Annotated in this window: 13 protein-coding genes and 5 pseudogenes; 11 read left to right on the top strand and 7 right to left on the bottom strand. The window is 55.2% G+C overall.

The window, feature by feature from the left end:
• Positions 1-168: 168 nt before the first annotated feature.
• A complete protein-coding gene (locus EYD00_RS25925) occupies positions 169-402 on the bottom strand; it encodes a hypothetical protein (RefSeq protein ID WP_051674157.1) in 234 nt (77 codons plus the stop codon).
• A gap of 30 nt (positions 403-432) precedes the next feature.
• Positions 433-1,299 (bottom strand): DEAD/DEAH box helicase, encoded by an 867-nt coding sequence (locus EYD00_RS13915; RefSeq protein ID WP_353505114.1) that lies wholly within the window; start codon positions 1,297-1,299, stop codon positions 433-435.
• Between EYD00_RS13915 and EYD00_RS26360 the strand changes: the two genes are divergently transcribed.
• Positions 1,231-1,377 (top strand): hypothetical protein, encoded by a 147-nt coding sequence (locus EYD00_RS26360; RefSeq protein ID WP_353505113.1) that lies wholly within the window; start codon positions 1,231-1,233, stop codon positions 1,375-1,377. The two genes, EYD00_RS13915 and EYD00_RS26360, sit on opposite strands and share 69 nt — an antisense overlap.
• Before the next feature lie 273 nt (positions 1,378-1,650).
• Positions 1,651-3,378: a hypothetical protein gene (locus EYD00_RS13910; protein WP_131258873.1), complete on the top strand. Its 1,728-nt coding sequence runs from the start codon at positions 1,651-1,653 to the stop codon at positions 3,376-3,378.
• Between the two features lie 238 nt (positions 3,379-3,616).
• Here the strand turns inward: EYD00_RS13910 and EYD00_RS26355 are convergent, their stop codons facing one another.
• The gene (locus EYD00_RS26355; protein WP_081859415.1) at positions 3,617-3,781 is read right to left on the bottom strand and encodes a DUF4357 domain-containing protein; all 165 of its coding nucleotides are present in this window, start codon (positions 3,779-3,781) and stop codon (positions 3,617-3,619) included.
• 333 nt (positions 3,782-4,114) lie between these two features.
• Here EYD00_RS26355 and repC point away from each other — a divergent pair.
• From repC to EYD00_RS13890, 3 genes and pseudogenes are all read left to right on the top strand, one after another.
• Positions 4,115-4,346 (top strand): annotated as a pseudogene (repC, locus tag EYD00_RS13900) (replication initiation protein RepC); the annotation flags it as partial.
• A 236-nt stretch (positions 4,347-4,582) separates the two neighbouring features.
• On the top strand, positions 4,583-5,764 hold the full coding sequence (locus EYD00_RS13895; protein ID WP_131258871.1) for a hypothetical protein: 1,182 nt from the start codon (positions 4,583-4,585) through the stop codon (positions 5,762-5,764).
• The gene (locus EYD00_RS13890) at positions 5,764-7,917 is read left to right on the top strand and encodes a hypothetical protein (protein ID WP_131258868.1); all 2,154 of its coding nucleotides are present in this window, start codon (positions 5,764-5,766) and stop codon (positions 7,915-7,917) included. The genes EYD00_RS13895 and EYD00_RS13890 overlap by 1 nt, the downstream gene beginning before the upstream one ends.
• A 23-nt stretch (positions 7,918-7,940) precedes the next feature.
• Here EYD00_RS13890 and dut read toward each other — a convergent pair whose 3' ends face one another.
• Positions 7,941-8,390 (bottom strand): dUTP diphosphatase, encoded by a 450-nt coding sequence (gene dut, locus EYD00_RS13885; protein ID WP_131258866.1) that lies wholly within the window; start codon positions 8,388-8,390, stop codon positions 7,941-7,943.
• A 287-nt stretch (positions 8,391-8,677) separates the two neighbouring features.
• Positions 8,678-9,895: pseudogene (locus tag EYD00_RS13880) on the bottom strand (IS3 family transposase).
• Between the two features lie 189 nt (positions 9,896-10,084).
• Here EYD00_RS13880 and EYD00_RS13875 point away from each other — a divergent pair.
• A pseudogene (locus EYD00_RS13875) lies at positions 10,085-11,224 on the top strand (IS3 family transposase).
• Between the two features lie 125 nt (positions 11,225-11,349).
• Here the strand turns inward: EYD00_RS13875 and traA are convergent.
• A pseudogene (gene traA, locus EYD00_RS13865) lies at positions 11,350-15,139 on the bottom strand (Ti-type conjugative transfer relaxase TraA).
• Between the two features lie 378 nt (positions 15,140-15,517).
• Between traA and EYD00_RS13860 the strand changes: the two are divergent.
• The 4 genes from EYD00_RS13860 (at position 15,518) to EYD00_RS13845 (ending at position 20,312) form a co-directional block, all read left to right on the top strand.
• Positions 15,518-16,549 (top strand): IS110 family RNA-guided transposase, encoded by a 1,032-nt coding sequence (locus tag EYD00_RS13860; protein ID WP_131258863.1) that lies wholly within the window; start codon positions 15,518-15,520, stop codon positions 16,547-16,549.
• A 678-nt stretch (positions 16,550-17,227) separates the two neighbouring features.
• Positions 17,228-18,154, top strand: coding sequence for a nucleotidyltransferase and HEPN domain-containing protein (locus EYD00_RS13855; protein ID WP_131258860.1), 927 nt, complete (start codon positions 17,228-17,230; stop codon positions 18,152-18,154).
• 185 nt (positions 18,155-18,339) lie between these two features.
• Positions 18,340-18,642 (top strand): mobilization protein, encoded by a 303-nt coding sequence (locus EYD00_RS13850; protein WP_131258858.1) that lies wholly within the window; start codon positions 18,340-18,342, stop codon positions 18,640-18,642.
• On the top strand, positions 18,639-20,312 hold the full coding sequence (locus tag EYD00_RS13845; protein WP_131258855.1) for a type IV secretory system conjugative DNA transfer family protein: 1,674 nt from the start codon (positions 18,639-18,641) through the stop codon (positions 20,310-20,312). Before EYD00_RS13850 ends, EYD00_RS13845 begins: the two co-directional genes overlap by 4 nt.
• On the opposite strand, the pseudogene EYD00_RS26425 reads toward EYD00_RS13845, so the two are convergent.
• A pseudogene (locus EYD00_RS26425) lies at positions 20,287-20,601 on the bottom strand (transposase); the annotation flags it as partial. The gene EYD00_RS13845 and the pseudogene EYD00_RS26425 overlap by 26 nt on opposite strands.
• A gap of 456 nt (positions 20,602-21,057) precedes the next feature.
• Between EYD00_RS26425 and EYD00_RS13835 the strand changes: the two are divergent.
• Positions 21,058-21,546: a peroxiredoxin gene (locus EYD00_RS13835; RefSeq protein WP_286084898.1), complete on the top strand. Its 489-nt coding sequence runs from the start codon at positions 21,058-21,060 to the stop codon at positions 21,544-21,546.
• The last annotated feature ends 493 nt before the right edge of the window (positions 21,547-22,039 follow it).

Below are 22,039 nucleotides of genomic sequence, written 5' to 3'. Positions count from 1 at the left end.
ATTCAGCGAGGTGCTTAACCTCGTAAGCGGGTTCCTTTTAGAGTCGGCCAACGAACTTGGGAGCGCTCTGAAAATGGAGTGAACAAACATCATGGTTTGAATGGGTAACTCGCTGATGCATTGAGTCTTTTGCCATGTGCGGCTGACAGCGACAATGGGGTCGTGTGTTCAGATTTGTTCAAGAGCTAAGCCGCCTCGTAATTTTAAAGGCCCTCTGGCCAACCCAAGTTCGCCAAAACACGCCCGGGCGTTGCCCAACATTTCCGCAGCGACGCGATCAATGTAGGCGTATTGCTCGCTGCCTTGGAGCACGCGCTTCATTTCCAGCGCGATGCGATCGTGCAGTCCACCGCCATTTCCGCTGAAACGCGTCGGCTTGCGTTCGATGACGAACATCCGCATGACGGCCGGGCTCCCTGCCCGTCGTCCCGATCAACCGAGGCGCTGCCTGAGTGACGAGACCGAGAAGCCCGGACCGATCTGAGCGACGGATTCCACGTCGCCAATATCGATGCCAAGCTCCAAAGTCGTCGTCGCGATCGCCGTCGTTGGGCGGGGATCGTCGCGCAGCCTGAGTTCGACGTCCTCGCGTTCGGCCTTGGACAGGCTGCCGTGATGGGGGAAGAAGTCGTTCGGGACCCGATTGTCCTCGCACATCAGACGGAGGCGATCCGCATAGAGCTCGACGCGCTCCCGAGAGCCGCCGAACAACAGATTCCGGCGCCCACGCAGGAAGCGGAAGAGGTCGTTGGCGAGGCGTTCCGGGATACCGCGCCGCTCGTCCGCCTCTGTACCGGGCGGCGTCTCAACCACCTCTTCGCCATCGTTCTTGGCGGCCCCTTCCTTGTCGTAGTATCCCCGGATCTGCAACTTGAGGCCGTTACCTTCGTCGTTACCCTCGATGACCGCTACGTTCGCGCCGCCGGCGGGCCGGAGCGCGTCGGCGGCCAACCGCATATCACCTAGCGTCGCCGATAGGCCGATGCGATCGATCCGCTCCCGCCCGCATTCGATCTCGATGCGGTTGAGGATGGACTGTAGCTGCATGCCCCGCTCGGTTCCGATGAATGCGTGGAGTTCGTCTATGACGAGTGCCTCCAGCGAGGAGAACAGGAAGCGTACCTCCTTGCCCCGGCGGACGAGGAGTGCCTCCAGAGATTCCGGCGTGATCAGCACGATCCCGCTCGGGTTCTTGCGCGCCCGCGACTTGGCATCGGCCGACACGTCGCCGTGCCATTTGTGGAGCGGTATATCGCAGGCCTCGCACAGTGGCTCGAGCCGACGGTACTGGTCGTTGATCAGCGCCTTGAGCGGGCTGACATAGAGGATGTGGAAGCCATCCCGCCCATCGCCATCGAGGACGCAGGTGGTGTGTGACTGAACAGTCGGCGTTGATCAACGTCTGCTTCCTCCGGACTGGGACTCTTAAGCCGTCGGTTCCCTTCCGGCCCGAAACAGTCGTACCGCGCGGACTGAGCTGAAACTACGCTGCTGAAAAAATATGGACGACCGGCCTCCAAAACAACTGGAGGGTGTTTGGGTCGCAAAGAATAGTCTTGACAAAAAATGGATCAGCATGTCAATTTTAAGTTGTTTTTTCTCGCTTGTAAGTTTTGGATTTCATTTATTCTTTTTGCTCGGGGGAGTGAAATGAAAAAGTTCGTCGCAATTGTCCTGTCCGCTGCATCGGTGTCGCCGGCGTTTGCCCAGGAGAGTGAATATAAAAGCAGACCAGCAGTCTATCGTGACGCTAAGAACGCCGGTTACAATAAAACCGACGTTCATAAATACTGGGACGGCGAAAAAGCGAAAAATTTCGGAGCCAAAGCGTCTTGCGTTTCTTCAAACTTCGATATTCCACAGGAATATATGAACCCTGAACTCATGGCGCTTGGTGACAGCCTCTATAATGGCGTGCAGTCACTCCGGATCAACTGGTGGCTTTCAGAGTGGTCCGTGCCAAGTTACGTGGCAATCGCAATGGGCCTGATCGATGAGAAAAACGGTGATCGGACCGGAAAAAGAAGGTTTTACGGTCCCCAGTATCCGTCGCATGACGCCTCACCCAGTTCGACGATCAGCTATGGTCTGAATCTGGAGGGGTTGCGATGGTCTGATCTTACTGGCGCAGCCCGGGAGCAGGGTGAACGATTATACGACCTCGCGTTCCGCAAAATTCCTCCAAACAGACGCGCCTTTGTCGATAACCTTGCCGTCTCCGGCTTCAACACGAGCGATCTTTATGCGTGGAAAGCCAAAGACTACAAAACGGCGGCAAAAGTGAGCCTTGCACAACTCGGAAAGGGACGACTTTCTGCACTTGCCGATGCTTTCTTCTATTCCAACGCATATTATGTTCTCAACCCTACGAAATCGAAATGCATCGATCAACTCAGCGCACTTGATCAAGTGAAACTCCGTAAGCCGAAACGGCTCATCGTCAATATCGGGTCTAATAACGGTCTCTACCTGATGTCCTTTATGGCAAAATCAGTCGAGACCAGGGTGTGTCTGAGTGATGGGCTGGACAGGCAGGAAGGGCGGACACGTTGCAAGGCGAGCACCATACGGGAATTTCTGGGAGCCCGTTATCAAGCCGACATAAAGTATCTCTTTGACGAACTGAGCAAGGTTGATGGTCTGGAATATGTATTTTTCAACGGAATAGGTCTTCCGTCGCAACCGGCCAATCTTGAATATAGAAGCGGAGAATACCGGAGTGCACTCTTCGGCAATTCGTCGCTCACGTCCGTGCAAGTAGAAGAGGGTGATAAGTTGGCGCGTGCAGCCAACAGATATGTCAGCAGCCTTGGTAAGGAATATAGTTCCCGCAATCACGGTCCGAAATTTGTTTTCATAGACGTGGCGTCTACACTGGCGCGGTATGACTACAAGGGCTGCCTTCGACGTTTGTCTGTCGGTATCTGCAAGGCGACCAGAACATTCGAGGTGAAGAGAAGCGAGTTCGGGTTACCTGCTGGTCCGTCCCTCATATTTGATAATCGTCCGCAGCTGCCCTTTGGCCAGTTCGGGTACGTAACGGGCACTTCTTTCAGCAACAAGTTAAGCCAGGGCGGCTTGTTCAGTTTTGATAATATGCATCTCTCATCCGTCGGCTACGAATTGATGGCGAATGCTGTCATCAATGAAGTGAAGAAACCGGAGAATGGTGGCGAAGAATTTGCGTATCATGGACCCTCCTGCAAAAGGACCGGGAATGAGGTTGGGGCTTGCCGTAATCTGCTGGTGAAACCCGGGTGGTCATTTGCAGATGCAACACGCAGAGAGTTTAATTTCCTTCGCGTTGGCGGGAAGGCAAACTCGAACCGGCGAGCGTTTGTCCGTTTTGTGGCCAATCTTGTCGGCGCGTTCGATTGAGAGCAGATGTTGGTTTTGAAAGGGTTTAGCCGGAGCGGCGTCTAACGCTTGTACAGCTAATGCTCAAAATATCGATGATATTGTGCTTTATTTGATATGAAGTAACAGGGAAAAAACTATTTATGATCGAATTTAATATTCGTTGACTAAATTTTGGATATGCGCAACTAATAATTTCGGGGATATGTTTTGGGGGTAAATATGCGCGCAAGTGTGAGCTCGAGTGTACTCGGATGCCTTAGCTTCGTGATTGCCAGTCGTGATAGCTTAAATCCGGCCTATCTTCGAGCTTCCATTCTTTCCGACCGTTCGCGCTTCTCTGCAGAACGATTGTGGCTACAGCAGAAGGGCTTTTGAACGGCCACGCTCTCGTTAAGATGTATCGATCTTCGTTTGTCTCCAATAACCATAACGCCTTGCTTGATTAGGTCGGCGCTTAGCTCTCCATAATTCCCAAGAAGGTGGTCAGTATCTTTTCGGGTCTCGGACCCGGAAAGTACAATGAAGTCTCCATTTTCCTCTACCGCCCTAGCGGTAATTCCAGATTTATGTTTGATTTGTAACCGAGGCGCGTTTGGCACGGGAACCGTAGCGGGCCGAGGTCGACATGCGCTGGCTTTTCAGAGTTACTAGCGCCTGGCAACGGCTTTAATAGGTTAAATCCGATTACCGGAAGTATGGTTTCGAGATTGCTCAGGAACGCTTCCATGTTGGCGTTATCTGCTTCGGGTACCGTCGTAGCGCGATCCATGCTTGGGCGTCAGCGTATCAGGATGTCTGCGCAGTGATGGGACTGGAAAACGCAACCGTAGCGATGGCTGCGAGCCTCGAAAAAAACATGGCATATTTCTTCGGCTGGCAGTTATCTAAGGGATTTGACGACTAAGGCGCGCCGAGGTAAGTTTTCGCTGGGGCCGGTCCTGATGGCGCTTTTGCGGTCCGCCGGGCTGCAGCCTAAGCGAGCTTGATGTCGCCTTAACAGAGAGGCCGTTGACGCACCGCGTTTTGTTGTCAGCTGGCTACACGCTAAGTGACTGAAATCGCATGCCTCGCGTTCGTGGACCACGCTTGACCGCTCGCGCTGGATCGATGATTTGATGTCCAAGGTTTCTCTTTGGGGCGTGGCTATAAGACAATTGAAACCAGCGGATGGTAGATCTGCCCGAGTTGCGCTCGGGGCCGGAGGACGAAGGTTTTGGTTAGTGTGAAGAAGAGCTTCTCGCTCGGTGATTTCGAGAGCTATCTAGACAGTCTTTGGACAGACCCTCAGCAGGAACTGCGATTACCGAACGCGCTGAAAGCTGATGCAGTTGGCGGTCAGGCGTCGCTAATGCAATTAATTATAACGTGGGCGCGTCGGGCGGCGGGAGATACGCGGCTGCGGATATATGCTGATGGGACTGACGAGGCGTCGATTGCTAACTTTTCAAGTACCGCGGCGGGCCTCGTGGCCTTGAATTTTGCCCGCACAATACGTGGGTATGGAGACATGGCTATAGAGCGATCTAGGGCAATGGAAACAGCTCTGCCCTTTGTTGAAGCAATGCATTTTGGCCACCTTAGGGATCTCCGAACGTTCGCGAAAAACACCATTCCACTGATTTGTATCGATAATGCGAAGCGTCTAGCTAGGCCGAATCGTCTCTACAGCCCAAATAGCGATCATGTCAGAAGCCGTCGGGACTTTGCCTATTTGTTGCACGCAGCCGGCGGCGCGATTCTTCCTCGCTCCCGGCCTATCAGCGATTCGCGACTGATTAATGCAGCGGCTAGCCTGATGTATGAGGCTTTTCTCAATACACATGAGCACGCACAAACGGACGCGGCAGGCAATGTATACCGAAGGTCGGTCCGCGGTGTGCTCATAGGTTCAAGGTACATCAAGCGCGATCAGCTTGTTCCAAGTGCCTCAGGGCACAGGCCGATTGAGGACTACTTTCAAGCCTGGAGGCCTGATCATCCGAACGCTCAACACGCACAGTTCGTCGAAATGTCGATTTTTGACAGTGGAGATGGGCTGGCCCAAACGTGGCTACAGAAGAAAGCGCGGGTTCCCTCAGGTATTCTCGGAAGCCAGATTTCGTTGGGTGATGAGTTTGAAGCCGTCCTTGCTTGCTTCCGCAAGGGTGGGACGACCAAAGGGGGGGAAACAAGCGGTAACGGGCTTTTCAGAATCATGCGCGTCGTCAGTGAGAATGGTGGGTTCATTCGCGTTCGTTCTGGGAGGTTATCCCTCGTCCATGTCGCGGGCGTTCCTGGCCATCAATCTGATGTTGACGAAGGGCTGGAAGATTCGATCGAGGGCGGGCGCCCAAGCCAACCTCGCGCTTGGGCGGACGGAACTCTCATAACCGTGATGCTGCCTTTGAACCGAGAGCGTGATTAATGACTAGCCTCTATTCATTTCGATGCCGGAGCGCTGAGGCACCGAGCGGGGCTTCAACGCTTGTCATCTTTTCCGGGCCGGGTGAGTTAGATGCAAACGATCTGACGACAGCAGTATCGGACCATACGAAAAATGATCTGTCACCTGAGCTGGTCGTAGTCTTATTTCCGGAAACTCTCGCTACCGAACTGATCAATCTTGGTAACGAGTTGGTAGACATTTTCGCGCCGATTGCACGTGATGTTCCTATCGGCGCGTATGTTTACAACCGCTCGGGACACGTGCGGTTTCTACGGTCCTTCCGAGCTGTTCCTCCTCTGGAGCTCAATCTGGAGCCAATTCGGCGACAAGGGCTGACTAAGCTTTTTCGCGATCGCGGAGGATTACTGGAGGCCGGGCCAACTGCGCACTTCATGAAGCCTTCCGGCAGAGCAGACAGCCGCTTTCTGCGGGCTGCACACGCACTGGCAGAAGGGGCGGAAATTTTCTTCTGCGCGTTCTGGCTCCTTGAGCTGCTACCCGACGATGTCCAACGGATCCATGTCGACACATCGGCAATAGCGAGCGTGGCATTCGCGGCCATACTTATGAAGGATCGAAAAACCGTACCGGTCGTAACCACTTTCAAGTCTTACGATGGCAAAGATACACACCCATTTCACAAGGATAGGAAGGAGTTGGTGCTTATTTCCGCCTCCCAATCGGGCGAAATGGCCAAGGGAATCTCGAAGGTGGTTGCCGATCCGAAGATGGTTGTAACGCTGTTTTCCACCGCTGCCATCAGTGTGACCGATACGACCACCCTTGCAAATTTAGCGTACGATCCGGAGCTGAATCCACATGGGATTCAGCCGCATACCACTAAGATTGACCCCAAAAATAGTCGGCCTATCAATCTAATTGGTGAGCATTTCCATGCGGTTCCCGAAGGCCCACGAGCTGTCCTCCCCAAACTTGGTGACAGACCTGAGGCCGTCAAGACATTCTTGCATCAGTTAGTTGGTCAGCAGGTGTTTCGAGCATACAAATCGAGTCTTATCGCCAACGGTCGGAGAGCGATCTGGATTGACGTTGAAAAACTGGTCCTAACTGATGCCTTCAAAAAGTGGGTCAGAACGCTTGTGGCAACGAGTATTCCGGCTTCAACACGTGCCATCGTTCACTTCGACGATGATCCTTCGTCCACAATCCTTGCTTCGGCTATCAAGACCGAAGTTGAAACGCAAGGTGGGCAGTTGGCGGAGTGCCAGACTCTGACACTGAAGGAAATCGAGTCTGGTGAAAAGGATTGGAAAGTTAGCGAAGCTCCAGTTTTGATTATTGGAGGGGCCACCGGGCACGGCGCGGAGTTCCTTATGGCGAGCCGAGCTCTCCGGAAATACGCTTCTGCCTCTCACAGGATCTATATCACTACTGCGGCAATGCCTTCGTCTTCTGGATTCTCGTCTGCACTAAAGAGCAACCTTGAGCAGCCCACGCATAGGTTTCATAAGTGGTTTGACATCTTAGTCGATCGGGAGCGGCTGGCGGAGAGCTGGCAAGCGGAACAAGAACTACTGGTTGAGGCCGATCGGCTTCCAGATGAGCTAGAGAAGCGTCTATCAGCTCTGAATAGTTCCGATGGTCTCATTGACAATTTATTTCTGGACGGTCCTGAAGGAAAACTAAAGTTAAGGGATAATTTTGCTTTTTGGCCCCGCGACATTAACTGCTCGATTTCTACTCAAGCAGATGTATTCACGACGATAGCGGCTATCGTGGCTAACATCCGCTCGGGGCCGAACACATCGCAGTCGGAACGGCTGATCAATGATGCATATAACCACTGTGTTATTGCAGCTGAGACGTTCTTCCGCTTCAACGATGGAATAATACAAGCGGCCTTTCTCAGGGCGTCGCTCCCGATCGAACTTGACTATCGAGATGCCCCAATCGAAAGCGAGCGCATAGCAGATCTCGTCGGAAGAATGGTAGATCTCCAGCATTTGCCGCATGGGGAGGCGTTGAGCGAGTTCTTGCTCGGTCTCGCGCTTCAAAGATTGAAGCTAATGCCTGTTAATGAGAAATCCCTGAAAGCGAAACTGGACGCCAGCGCAGGAAATCTTTCAGAAGTGAACCGATGGATTATCAATAAGATCCCTTGGACCGTTTGATGCTGGTATAGGGTGCTTTGGGGCTAGCTTCCGGTACTTCCGAGACCAGTACTGCCTCGAGCGGAGCTACCAAGCTGGAAAACGCTGTGAAATGTTCCCCTGAATACCGGAGCAAGTACCATCTGTGCGATGCGATCACCTGAGTTGATCGTGTAAGGGGTCTCCGACGTGTTTAAAAGAATGACGATGACCTCGCCGCGATAATCACTGTCAATCGTACCAGGGGAGTTCAGGACCGTTACGCCATGGCGTAACGCTAGGCCTGACCGTGGCCGAACTTGTGCTTCCAGGTAGGAGGGAATTTCGATGCAAATTCCCGTAGGGACATTTACCCGCTGTCTCGGCCCTAAGACTATCGGGGGTCCGTTGAACGTTGCAAAGAGGTCAGCTCCTGCCGAACCGCTTGTTTGGTATTCTGGCAGTATAGCCTTTTCATTTAAAAGGAGCACCTTAACTGCCGGACTGTCACTCATCACCACAACTCCTTGCCGGGCTACACGGCTCCCACCGCTCGTATCGTTGAGCATACCACGTTTTGAGTTGTGTCGAGGAGCTACTAACATGAGCCGCTGAACTGATGGGGTGATGCCCCCTCCGGCCGGCATCGGAGTATGATGCCGGCCGGAGGGGGCATCCACCCCATCGGTTCACAAGCGCGTTCGTATGCCGACGTGATCCGCTTTATGGGCCAGTAGCACCTACGAAGGGATCATCGCCTTCTCGATGTAGGCTGGAGTTGCCCCTTAAAAACCGGACAGGATCAGGTTTCTGTTTGACGGTTTAAGAACTCACGAGGCGAGCAATACCCCAATGCCTTGTGCGGGTGAAGGGTGTTGTAGTGTTCGAACCATGAGGGGAGTTGCGCGATAACGGTTATGGCGTCCGGCAAGGGATTCACCGAGACGTAATCGCGCTTGAAGGTTTTGACGAAGGCTTCGGCCATTCCGTTGGATTGGGGGCTTCGGACGGGCGTCGAACACGGCTCCATGCCGATGTCGATAAGTAGCGACCTGGTGTCCTTTGCGATGAAGCAGGAGCCGTTGTCCGTCAGCCATTCGATTGGCTTTGGAAGGGTATTGATGAGACCAAAGCGGTTCTCAACAGCCGTGATGACAAGGTCCTGGACGTCCTCGCTTTTGATGCCCTCGGTGGTCGCGACATGGGCAATTGCCTCGCGATCACAGCAATCGAGAGCGAAGGCAACGCGGACCTTCTCCTTGTTGTCACAGCCGATTTCAAACCCGTCTGAACACCAACGCAGATTGGATTGCTCGACGGCGACGCGGCCATCGTGGCGACGGGTGTCGATTGCACCCGTATGGCGCTGAAGAAGCATGCCGTGAACCTTCATCACCCGGTAGACGCGTTTGGCATTTGGCCATGGACGGTTTTCGCTGCGGGCTTTACGGCGCAGGATCGCATGGACCCGGCGATATCCGTAGGTCGGCATGTCATCGATGATCGTCTTGATCTCATCCATCAATTCCTGATCAGCCAGCGGCGGCCGCCCTCGGGCTCTGGAAGGACGTTGCTTCACACGTTCCGCAATGTTGGATCGGGCGATACCAAGGGTCTCGCACACCGCCGTCATCGTGAACCGTCCTTCGGCAACGAGAGCGAGCGCAACAGGTGTTTTTTTGACCCTGATGCTATTTCAAGCGCTTCTTTGAGGATTTCGCCTTCCATCGTCTTTTTGCCGAGTAGGCGCTGCAGCTCTTTCACCTGGTTCTGAAGCGCTCTGTATTCGGATGCCGGCACGACCTCTTCCTGCGATGCCGTCGCCGTCAGCGCACCTTGCGCCGCCAATTTACGCCAGGCGAACAACTGGTTCGGCTGAATGCCATGCCGTCGAGCAACGATGCTGACCGTGACATCAGGCTCATAGGTCCTGGACTATCGCCAGCTTCTCCGCTGTCGACCAGCGACGGCGGCGCTCTGGGCCCGACAACACTTCTATCTTAGGGATGTGACTAGTCATAATGGGCACATTACTCCTCACACTTAACAAGTGGGAGATCGCGTCCAGATATTTATGGGGCCACTACATAGGCCTTTAATTCCTCAAGGTCGTTGGCATCATTTTAGAGGTGGCTCGAGAAATCTGCTCAGCTGGGATAAGTGGAATTTCTGCCTGACTTCGGCTTAGATGCCGGGAACAGGAGACACCATGAGGAGACGACCGCGCCGGACCCACAGGCCGGCTTTCAAGGCAAAAGTGGCGCTCGCCGCGATCCGAGGTGAGCAGACGCTGGTGGAATTGTCCCAGCAGCCCGACGTGCACGCCAACCAGATCAAGCAGTGGAAAGACCAGCTGCTTGAGGGGGGCGACCGGCGTTTTCGGCGATGAAGCGAAACCGGAACCGGCGGGTCCGACCGTCGATGTCAAAACGCTTCACGCCAAGATCGGCGAACTGACCTTGGAGAACGATTTTTTGTCCGGTGCGCTCGGCAAGGCGGGATTGCTGGGCGGAAAGAAATGATCGACCGCGAGCACAAGCTGTCGGTCGTGAGGCAGGCTAGGCTCCTCGGCTTCAGCCGTGGCAGCGTCTACTATTGTCCGCGTCCGGTATCCGATGGCGATCTTGCCCTGATGCGCCGGATAGACGAACTGCATCTCGAATATCCGTTCGCGGGAAGTCGGATGTTGCAAGGGCTTTTGAAGGGAGAAGGCTTGGAAACTGGGCGGCTGCACGTCGCCACGCTGATGAAGAAGATGGGTATCGAGGCGATCTATCGTCGCCCGAACACGTCAAAACCAGCGCCAGGTCACAAAATCTATCCCTACCTCCTGCGCAAGCTGGCGGTTACCCGGCCCAATCAGGTATGGGCGATGGACCTGACCTATATCCCCATGGCGCGTGGTTTCGTCTACCTCTGCGCCGTCGTGGATTGGTTCAGCCGTCGGGTTCTGTCGTGGCGATTATCTATTACGATGGAGGCGGGCTTCTGTATCGGAGCGGTCGAGGAAGCGCCGGCTCGCTATGGAAAGCCGGACATATTCAACACCGATCAGGGATCGCAGTTCACATCCATCGACTTCACAGCGGTGCTGAAGAAAGCTGAGATTGCCATCTCGATGGACGGCAAGGGCGCGTGGCGGGACAATGTCTTCGTCGAACGGCTTTGGCGGTCGATCAAATTCGAAGAGGTTTACCTCCGTGCCTACAAGACCTTGTCTGAGGCACGCGCGGGGATCGGTCGTTATCTGAACTTTTACAACACTCGACGTCCACATTCATCTCTTGACCGGCAGACGCCGGATCAGGCTCACTTCAACGCGCTGGCACCGATGATGGTGGCGGCATAAACGAGGCGGAAATCCACTTAACGAAACGCCCGAAGATGTTCAGACAAACCAAGCCACCTCTCCTTGCAGTCACACGCTCCAAAGCTGCCAGCATTGTTGCCGCGATAAAGGGCTTAGTTGATTTATTATCGGCTCAACCCGAACCCTTGAGACCGGGCCAGTTGCTGTTTCAAGGCATGGTCATGGCTGAGTTCAGCCAGGCGCGTGCGGTTAACCATGCGGGCGGTCATCTGAGCCTGCTCGGCGTGCTTTGTGAGCTCGGGACGTGTCTCCAGCTCCTCGGCGAACCTGCGAGGATCGGAGCTTCCGAACCGCTGGGTGAGCGCTTCGGCCACCAGCTTGGCCTCATCAAGCGCGGTCCGGCCCTCAGGCGATGATCGGAGCTCTTTGATGAACTTGCTTCGCCTCTCGACCGGCGTTTTCTCCACCTCGGCAAGGATTTCGGCGCTGCGCGAGGTGAGGCCGGGCACTTCGATCACGTCACGCTGTTCACGCTGCCATTGTTCGCTCTGACGTTCTTCGCCGAGCCGTCGCTCCCATGCCTCCAAGACATAGCCGATATGGGCAGAGAGTGACCTTGCATATTGCAACGCCTCCTTCCGTTCCTTGCTGTTGCCGAACAGACCCGATTTGCCGCGCAGCTCCCCGAAGCGCTCTGGCTGCCCGACCATGGCCTTCGCCATGATCTTGCCATTGCCTTCTTTCTCGATCATCGCGGCGCGCAATCTTGCTGCGACCTCGGCCGGATCACGGAACACGTGCCGCACGAGAGAGTTCACTGTATCGAAGTGCTGATCGATGACGGACATCGCCCTCATCTGTGCCACCTGTTCGATGCTGCTTTCGTAACCCGCGATTGCTGGTACCAGTGGAGCTGGCTTGCCGGGTTCCAGAGAATTTTGCTGGCCTGCAGGTTCTGTGGGGGCAGGGACGGCCCCGTCTCGCGACATGAGGTCGGACCAGCGGATGCGGCGATATCCTTTATTGTCCTCTGTCCGGTCGTCGCGCCGTCCGTCATCGATTTTTCGGGCGGACTGATTGCGACGATCCTCGCAGCGAACAGGGCCGGCCAGATCGCCGGCACGTTCCTCGTAAACCTGCTGACGCTTTGATGGCCGATCCTGCTGCTCCCGTTGCAGATGGGCCGCACGGGACAACACCTCTTGACGCGCATTTTTGGCGGACGCAAGTTCGATCTCGCTTTTGACCGCAAACTCTTGCCCGATCCCTTGGTCGCCTGCGATGCATTGGTCGCTGGCGATCCCGCGCCGCTCTGCAAAGTCGCTGACATAGTCCAGCGTGGTTTCCTTCGCGCCGGAACGCGACAGGCGGTTTTCTAACTGCTGGTAGGCCAGTTCATCACCCTTGACGACACGCCATGCATTGCGCTCTGCCTTTGTACCGTCCGGAAGCGTGACAGGCGTGGCGCCTTCATGCTGCAGTCCAATCCTGTCTCCGATCTCTGGCGACGCATCTCGCATGGCCCGCTTGAGATCGACGCCCCACACCGTGCGCTGATCGCCCTTGTCATTCTCCAGCGTCACAAAATAGCTGTCGCGTGATTGCGGATTATGCTCGTAAGGCGCGACGCCGTGATCAACCAGCCGGCCCGCATTGCTGAACTCCGTGATGTCGGCATAGAGCTGCACGCTGTCGCGATGCCTTGTCATGGCGACATAGGCCAGATGCCGGTCCATGGTGCTGGACGCCAGCACAAAGGCGCGATCGACCGTCGCTCCCTGGTTTTTATGGATCGTCGTCGCATAACCGTGGTCGATCGCCTGGTAGGTGTCGGTCAGAATGCTCACACTGTCGCCGCCTCGACCATCGAGCCGCGCGATGATCCGACCCTTCTCGACATGCTCGACCGTGCCAAGCATGCCGTTTTTCACACCGAGGTCGCGGTTGTTTTCGAGAAAGATGATCCGGTCACCGGGAGCGAAGGCGCGTTTGCCGTTACTGGTCTGGAAGGTGAGTTCTCCAACATTCTCACTGTTCCCGCGGTCCTCAACATCCCCACGGTCCTTACCGTCGCTCAGCCCGTGGCTGCGCTCGAGCCTTTGTCTGTTCTGAAGTTCGGAGCGGATGGCGGTATTGAGGACGCGCACATCGGCGCGGCGATGCGCCATGGCAACCCGGCTGCCATCCGGATGCTCAGCACTGTCGGCGACATAATCACGAAATCTGCGCCATCGCTTTGTCGCGGCTTTCTGCAAAGTGGATATCGCCGTGCTCGCGGTAGGCGGCAAGGCCGTCGGCCGTTTCGTGGGTCGCAAAGGCAACCGATGCTTGCCTCTGCCAATCATGACGCTGGCGGCGAATGCCGGAAAGCTCGACATGGCCGATCTGTTCGGCAATCGCCCTGAAGGGAGCACCGGCGCCGATTGCCTGCAGTTGCTCATGGTCACCGACAAGCACGATCTTTGCGCCGCGCTCCTCCGCTTCTCCGATGAACCGGGCAAGCTGACGGCTGCCGACCATGCCGGCCTCATCGATGACGAACACGTCACGTCGGCCGATCAGATCCCGACCATGATCCCAGCTGTATGACCATGACGCCAGAGTGCGGCTCTCTATGCCGGAGCTTTCCTCAAGACCCTCGGCCGCCTTTCCGGCCAGCGCTGCACCATGGACCTGATAACCTTCAGCCTCCCACGCCTCGCGAGCGGCTGCCAACATGGTGGACTTTCCAGCACCGGCAAACCCGACCACGGCCGCAATGCGTTCTCGCCCGGTAATATGCTCGATCGCCTGACGCTGTTCGTCCGACAATCCCGCTGAAGGGTCGCTCGCAGCCGACGGTCCGCCAGAGCTTGTCCGAAGAGCGTGATCCTGCCTTTCCATGGCACGCTCGACATGGCGCGGATCGACACCGTGGGACTGCGCCTGATGCAGCCGCTCCGCCGATCGCGCCATTGCGAGTTCCAGATCGATCATGTCCCGCGTCGAATAGCGCGCATTGGAGACGTCGCCCGTCTCAGGATCGATGTGCTCAGGTTGAAGTTCCACGAGCGCTGGTGATGCCATGACAGCCGCAAAAGCGTTCCGGAATGTCTGTGCGTCATCGTTGATATAGCGATGCAACGTTTTGGCAATATCGTGCCGGTCGAACACGCTCTTCTCATGGCTGATCAGCGTCAAAACCTGCTCCGGTTTTTGCCGGATCAGTTCGGCATTTTGCCGTGCTGCCTCGTCATCCAGCCTGCCGCGCTCGACCGTCAATCCTTGCTGCTGCATCTGCGAGGCATGCACGCCCATGTGCTCGGTCGGCGACAACTCAAGACCGCGCTCCATGTGCGAGCGATGATCGATGCGAACATCCAGGCCTTCGCGCTGAAGCTGACGGTTGGCGATGCCTTCCCATGCCTGCCTGATATCGCGAAGCTGCATGTCGGTTGTCGCCATGCCATTTGCCAGCAGCCGTGCGTTCTTATGCTCGAGATAAGTTTTCTCGCGAAGGCCGGTTCTGCCAATCTGTCGCGTCGTCATCAGCACATGCGCGTGGTGGTTCCTGATGTCACCATGCTCGCTTGGCGAATGGATGGCAAAATCCACGGCCGCGCCATAGCGGTTTGCAAGATCCTGGGCAAAGGCGCGTGCAGCCTTCATTCGCCCTTCCGGCGACAGCTCATGCGGAAGCGCGATTTCGAATTCGCGGGCGACGCGGGCATCTTTTCGCTTTTCTGCAAACTCGGCAGCGTTCCACAATGCCGACCGATCCAAGGCCCAATCGGCAGAAAGACCTTCCGGCAGCACGATCTCGGTGTGCTCCACTCCTTCTTTCCGGCTAAAATCATGCACGAGACCATCGCGGTGATTGGTGAGAAGAACCGCGCAACGGTAGGCGGCAGATGCCACAGCGCTTCGGCCGGATGAGCGCGAGACAGGTTTGGTGCTGAGATGATAAATCGCCAAACGAAATCTCCGATCGGCAAACGGGGAAATTCAGCGCTCAACTGCGGTGCAAGTCGTAAGTGCGCCCTTGTCTGTTTACCGGTGGCGAGGCTAACAACAACGAACAGGCATTTCGACTACTAAAAGTAGTAGTCGCCAAGTGGCAATTGCTCGTGTTTGAATAGGGACACAAACGCCTCGATCAGGGCAGGTGAGTTTGCCCCACCGACAAAATGGGGCATTCGGCCAATTCGATGTCTGCGGACATCGAGTCTTGGATCAACGGGCTCCCGGGGCCTAATCGAACACAGAAGGCAACATCGTGCACTTCACATCATCAATCTGAAATCGAGCGATGATATCGTGGCATCGATCCGCAAGGTTTCAAGGGAGCGGTCGATGCAGGAAGTGGCGACGGTAGGGCTTGATATAGCCAAGCAGGTTTTCCAGGCGCATGGAGCAGATGCGAGCGGAGAAACCCTGTTCAATACGCAGATCAAACGTGAGAACGTTCTGGAGTTTTTCAGCAAGCTCAAACCATGCCTGATCGGAATAGAATCCTGCGCTACAAGTTATTATTGGGCACGGAAGCTATTAGAGTTCGGTCATGACGTGCGCTTGATCCATACCAGTTACGTGAAGCCGTTCGTGAAACGGGGCAAAACTGATGCCAATGATGCAGAGGCGATCAATGTTGCGCTTACGCAAAAGACAATGCGCTTCGTACCGGTCAAAACAATTAATCAACAAGCAGCGATTACGATTTTTCGAACTCGTAGCCTGTTTGTTTCGCAACGGACTCAACTCGTAAACGCGCTGCGGGGGCACCTAGCGGAGGTCGGCTTAGTAGCGGCCAGAGGTGTTAGGAACTCTTCTAAATTAGTAAAATTGATGGAATGCGCCCCAGATGAAGTCGTCCCCGCTGTAATGAGACGGGCCCTAAAAGATATTTGCGAACAGCTACAACGATTAGACGGCCTAGTTGCGAAACTTGACAAAGAGATTGAGCGACGTGTGCAACACGATGGGAACGCGTGCAGGCTTCTGACTATACCTGGTGTTGGTCCGAAAACGGCAATGTGCGTTATTGCGACAATTCCTGATATCCATCGGTTTCCGTCTGGCCGCCATTTCTCTTCATGGCTTGGTCTTACTCCTCGCTCGCATTCAAGCGGCGGTCGTTCGGTTTTAGGACGCATCACGAAAATGGGGAATAGCGAACTCCGAACGATGCTTTATCTGGGGGCCTCAGCGATTACGATGCGAGATAGCAAAACTCCAGTAAGTCGTTGGGCCGCTCGATTGCGAGCGAGACGACCGTACAAAGTTGTCGTAATCGCGGTGGCAAATCGTATAGCGCGCATCATTTGGGCTCTTTTGGCAAATGGAGGAGTTTACAATCCGACATACGGCCGAGAAGCCTCAGCGTGACGCAGCGATAATCTTGAGCGTTTGAATAGGTGGTGGCAGCGGTAAGCAAACAGGTAGCGCACTAGAGAGCGAATTGTCCGAATGATCTGATGTACCTGGAGTACGGGCTCGCTGTAGGCATTTGCTCTGCGTTTCAAGTGATGGCAACCTTCACCGGTAAAGCCGTGAGAACTGATGCGGCGCTCACGATGGTCTTGCCTTCGGTCTTCCACCTAGCGGGCCGCTTCAACCAAAGGGGGCGGCCCGCACTACTATTTAGATGATGATGCCCGTCTCCATCTCCGAGCCATTCTTGACGTGACTGCGTTACCAAAATTGCGTCGAAGTGGGCGGCAGAGCAAGGGGGCATCTGGCTGCAGCGGTTGGACAGGGTGAGTCATTAACGGTCCTTGGTAGCCTCTATGCTCCACTCAGTTGGCCACGGTATGGCGCCCGGAGCGCCTGCGATTGGGAAAAAACCGGGAAGCGATATACAACCTAAGATAAAGTACCATTGAATGTTCGCTATTGAGGAATGAGGGTATTGCAATACCATCTGCATAAATCAGAGCCGGTTGCCTCAAGATCGAATGTGCATCGTCTACGAAGGAAGACATTCGCTCGGTCGCTACCAAAAATCGGAGTTTCAAAGGACTCTGGAATGGCCCATACAGGACACCGTCGATAAGCGGAGCAGACATGAAGACCAGCCTTGAACACCTGCCGGAACGAAAGCAACGCGAGCTCGCGCGTGTTGTCGGGATTATCCAGGAAGAGTTTGCTGATCTGGTGGAGCGCTCGAAGTCTGACGCCAAGAAGGATGGACGGATCTTCAAAATCATCCTGTTCGGTTCTTACGCACGTGGCAACTGGGTTGATGAACCGCGTACGTCGAAAGGCTACCGCTCGGATTTCGACATCCTCGTGATCGTCAGCAACAAGGAACTTGCCGATCCCAAATACTGGGACAAGGCGACCGACCGGCTGATGTGGGACAAGGAGATCGAGACACCTGTTGGCCTCATCGTGCATGGCGCGCGCGAAATCAGCAATTTCTTGCATGATGGCCAGTACTTCTTCGTCGACCTCGCCCGCGAAGGTATTGTTCTTTACGAATTCGATGACAAACCGCTGGCTCAAGCGAAACCGCTCAGCCCTTCCGATGCACTCAGGGTGGCCGAGGAGCATTTCAGTAGCCAGCTTAATAGCGCCAAATTCTTTCGTGAACTCGCTCTATATTCGATCGCCCATGATCAGCGAAATCACGCGGCTTTCAATCTCCATCAGGCAGTGGAGAGCGCCTATAACTGCTACCTGCTGACACTGACAAATTACTCGCCCGCGTCGCACAATCTCAAATTCCTGCGTGGACTTTCCGAGGGTCGTGACCACCGTCTGATTGACATCTGGCCGCGCGACCGTCAGCGATTTACCACATGGTACAACATCCTGAATGAGGCCTACGTCAAGGCACGCTATTCGAAGCGTTTCGAGGTTTCCGAAGAGTCGCTCACATGGCTTCAGGAGCGGACGGCGGAACTTCACAAGCTGGTTGAGACGCTCTGCCGCGAGCACATCGAGAAGCTCAAACAGGCCACGGGACAAGCCGCAAATTCCAGCGACTGAGCCTTACCGGTGACAGAATAATCCTGAGCTCAGGCAGCACCCACCGCAGCGTAATCAACCACAGGGGCTAACCTCCTCTCACAATCGCTATGTCGATCTCCTCATAGAAACTGGTCTGTCTTCCAGGAGCAAAGCCGTGGTCAACAGCGGCCGCTCCGGTTCGACCGCAATCGAAAGGAATAATCGTGGCAAAGAAAACCATCGAACAGCGCCTGGCTGAACTGGATGCGCAACGGTCCGCGCTCAAGGCCCGGCTTTCAAAAACCGAGCGCAACAACGATATGCGGCGCAAGGTCCTGGTCGGCTCACTCGTTCTGCATTACCTCGAAACCTTGGATGATCAGGAGTTTAAGCAGCAGCTCGGTGACTGGCTGCGTCGCGAACTGCCGGGCTTTCTGACACGCGACAATGACAAGGCGCTGTTTGCCGATCTGATCGGACTGACGGACAAGGGACAGGGTGGCGAAAGCGCGGAAGGGTATCCATGACCCGGTTACGGCTTGCTTGGGCCGCATTCAAGAACATGATGCGCGCCGCGGCGCGGGATCCGCTCTGGGCAGTCCTGGCTTTGCTTGCCATGCCGTTCCGGATCTGGAAATCGCTCCTCGGATTTATGTTCATCCTCATCATCGTCACGTTCGTGATCGGCATGGGCGGGCGTCATTTCCTCGAGCAAACGAGTTTCGGTCACGGCTCGCCTGTCTACATCATCCCCGATTTCCTCACCTTGCTGGCGCTTGCCGCTATCACCTTCCGGTTCATCACCGCTCCACTGATTTTGCATTTCGGGGAGAATGACGATGATACCCATGGCTCCGCCCGCTTTGCGACAGACAAAGAGATAGCCGCTCTCACCTCATCCGGCTCAGGCCTCCTGATTGGTCGTGATACGAAAACGGCGAGGCCCCTGCGGTATGATGGTCCGGCCCATCTCCTCACCATGGCGCCGACGCGTACCGGCAAGGGTGTGGGCACGATCATCCCGAACCTGCTGACTGCCGACCGTTCCGTGATCTGTGTCGATCCGAAAGGTGAGAATGCAAGAATCACCGGCCGTGCTCGTCAAAAATTCGGCCCCGTTCATGTGCTCGATCCTTTCGGGATCACCGGCAGACCCTCGGCAGCCTTCAATCCGCTGGCCATGCTTGATCCCCAAAACCTTGATGTCGCGGAAGATGCCAGTACCCTTGCCGATGCTCTCGTGTTCGACGAACCGGGAATGGCAGGGGAGGCGCATTGGAGCGAGGAGGCAAAAGCGCTGATTGCCGGATTGCTGCTCGAGATCGTTTCGACGGAGCCTTTCCGATGCCGGCACCTTGCGACACTTCGCGAGTATCTTACCCTTGCGCCAGAACAGTTTGCAGCGCTGCTGAAACGGATGCAGGAGAGCGATGCGGCAGGCGGACTTGTCGCGCGCGCCGCAAACCGACACCTCGGAAAATCCGACCGCGAAGCCGCAGGCGTGCTGTCCGCGGCTCACCGCCATACGCATTTTCTCGATTCACCACGCATGACGGCCGTCCTCAGCCGCTCTGATTTCCGGTTCGCTGATCTCAAGCGCAGCAACATGACGGTGTTCCTCGTTCTTCCGCCTGATCGCCTCTCGACCTATTCGCGCTGGCTGCGCCTGCTTGTCTCGCAAAGCCTGCTCGAAATGGCCCGTGATCCGGCAAAGCCGGCGACACCCGTTCTTTATCTGCTCGATGAGTTTGCATCCCTTGGGCATCTGGCACCGGTCGAACGCGCGATGGGTCTGATGGCGGGTTATGGTGTCCAGCTTTGGCCCATCCTGCAGGACATCCATCAGCTGCGTGCCACATACGGTCACCGCGCCGGAACCTTCCTGTCAAATGCCGGCGTGCTGCAGGTCTTCGGCGTCAACGATCACGACAGCGCCCGCCTCATCTCTGATTTGCTCGGACAGGAAACGGTCGTGTTCCAGACGATGGCGAGAGCGCTCGATTCCGATAAGACCGGCATATCCTACAGCCAGCAGCATACCGGCCGGCCGTTACTCACCCCGGATGAGGTACGCAATCTGCCTGCGAACGGACAACTGCTGTTCCTTGCCGGACAGCGGCCAATATTTGCTGAAAAGCTTGCCTATTTTGCCGATCCGGAATTCAGGGAGATGTTCGACCAAGTGCCACGATCTTGATGGTCAGCCTTGAGCATTCCGCTAAATGATGCACACGAGCCGAGGTGCCATCGATCGTCGTGAGGCCGTGATCAGAAGGGCACGCGAATGAGTCCATCAGCCTGTCCCAGATTCCAACAATCGTCCAACGCCTGAATCGATTACGGCACGTCGTGTACGGACCATATCTTTCTGGAAAATCACGGCATGTGGCACCTGATCGTAGAACTCAGAAGATGCCGTTGAGCACCCGTCGGACATCGACGCAAGGCACGCCTCGCCGCTTGTGTGGTAGGAGTGGCGAAATCATGCGTCATTCAAAGTCGGTCAGATCATAACGGCTCATCGCTGAATTTGAGTCAGGTATGCGACGGCAGGAAAGTCCGAAACGGGAGTGGGAGTGCCAATCTAGATGGGAACGCTCGAGGCCTATTGTTTGACCATTGCCTTCGTTGGCGAGCTTGCAGCAAGCTTATAAAGTTGAAAGTCGGTGTCATATGACTTTTCAAGCCGATTGAGATTTTCTCGATTTAATTCTCTTCCAGTCGACACGCTGACGATTTCGGTCTTCCGCTTGGCGCCACTAGCGGTCATTGACAGAAGGTCTTGCCGCCGTGTTCTCACCAACAGTTGCAACGGGATGACTGCAATGTCGGAGGTGACGGAACACGCGATCGATCGGGGCGATGGTGCTCGGAACGACTTCGGGAACGATTGGATTGAATTGGTTCCCCAAGACGATGGCGCAGTTAAGCATCTGCTTGGAATGGAAGTGCCACGCATTGCTTTGCAGGCGACAGACGCGACCACAGTGGACCTTTGTGGTCCGGGCCTATCTGTCGTATACGCATATCCTCGGACAAGCCCACCCGGAGGTAACGCACTTGACGGTTGGGATGCAATTCCGGGCGCGAGGGGGTGTACACCGCAATCCTGCGCGTTTCGCGATCATTTCGCCGAATTGAAGGAGCTAGGCGTAAGCCGTCTGTTTGGCCTCTCGACCCAGACCACGGAATATCAGCGCGAGGCTGCGGAACGGCTTCACCTTCCGTTCCCACTTCTTTCGGATCATTCGCTCCGTCTGGCATCGGCCCTTGGCTTGCCGATGTTTCAAGCAAGCGGTCTGACCCTGTTACGCAGGCTAACGATGATCATCCAAGCGGGTGTCATCAGGCATGTCTTTTATCCCGTGCATCCACCCGAAGAGAACGCAGACGCAGTTATCAGTTGGTTGAAAACCAATGGTGTTGTCTGAGCGGGCCCTTACTAGTTTGAGTGGGTTCTGTTGAAAAGTTTTTGGGCTTTTCGTGGAGAACAGGTCGTGAAAGCAGATTGCGCCGACACCCGACAAATACCACGGCAATCATGTTGCCGTGACAGTAGGCGGAAGGATGTTCATGTAGGGAATATTTTACCGATACAGCCATATTAAATACATATATTATTATTTTTATACTTTGCGCGAGGAATAAATTACCCATTTTGGTGAATTACTGATCGCGCGTCGCGCACTGGCAGGAGAGCATCACCCCCAAAACATATAATTTATATGGCTAGCCGCGCCAAAACATATAAATATTTTAAATAGACTATTGCTGCGCGCATATTGGCGGATTTTGCTTGTTGTTCGGGGAGCGCGATTTGAACTGCTTACAACTATGCGGTTTTATATAGGTTTTGTGTGAAGGATGGACTATTTATTGGTGGACCGAGAGGGATTCTGATTATGGAATGGACTGAAAAAGCGA

Origin of the sequence: Agrobacterium sp. 33MFTa1.1, from assembly GCF_004328495.1 — a bacterium.
Lineage (GTDB): Bacteria > Pseudomonadota > Alphaproteobacteria > Rhizobiales > Rhizobiaceae > Agrobacterium > Agrobacterium pusense.
Note: the sequence above shows the minus strand (reverse complement) of the source record. Positions and strands in the feature narration are given on the sequence as shown.

Bases quoted from the DNA above. Each gene is read 5' to 3' on its own strand.
- EYD00_RS25925 (WP_051674157.1), bottom strand. From the start codon at position 402: ATGCGGATGTTCGTCATCGAACGCAAGCCGACGCGTTTCAGCGGAAAT.
- EYD00_RS13910 (WP_131258873.1), top strand. From the start codon at position 1,651: ATGAAAAAGTTCGTCGCAATTGTCCTGTCCGCTGCATCGGTGTCGCCG.
- EYD00_RS13890 (WP_131258868.1), top strand. From the start codon at position 5,764: ATGACTAGCCTCTATTCATTTCGATGCCGGAGCGCTGAGGCACCGAGC.
- dut (WP_131258866.1), bottom strand. From the start codon at position 8,390: ATGAGTGACAGTCCGGCAGTTAAGGTGCTCCTTTTAAATGAAAAGGCT.
- EYD00_RS13860 (WP_131258863.1), top strand. From the start codon at position 15,518: ATGCAGGAAGTGGCGACGGTAGGGCTTGATATAGCCAAGCAGGTTTTC.
- EYD00_RS13855 (WP_131258860.1), top strand. From the start codon at position 17,228: ATGAAGACCAGCCTTGAACACCTGCCGGAACGAAAGCAACGCGAGCTC.
- EYD00_RS13845 (WP_131258855.1), top strand. From the start codon at position 18,639: ATGACCCGGTTACGGCTTGCTTGGGCCGCATTCAAGAACATGATGCGC.
- EYD00_RS13835 (WP_286084898.1), top strand. From the start codon at position 21,058: ATGGAAGTGCCACGCATTGCTTTGCAGGCGACAGACGCGACCACAGTG.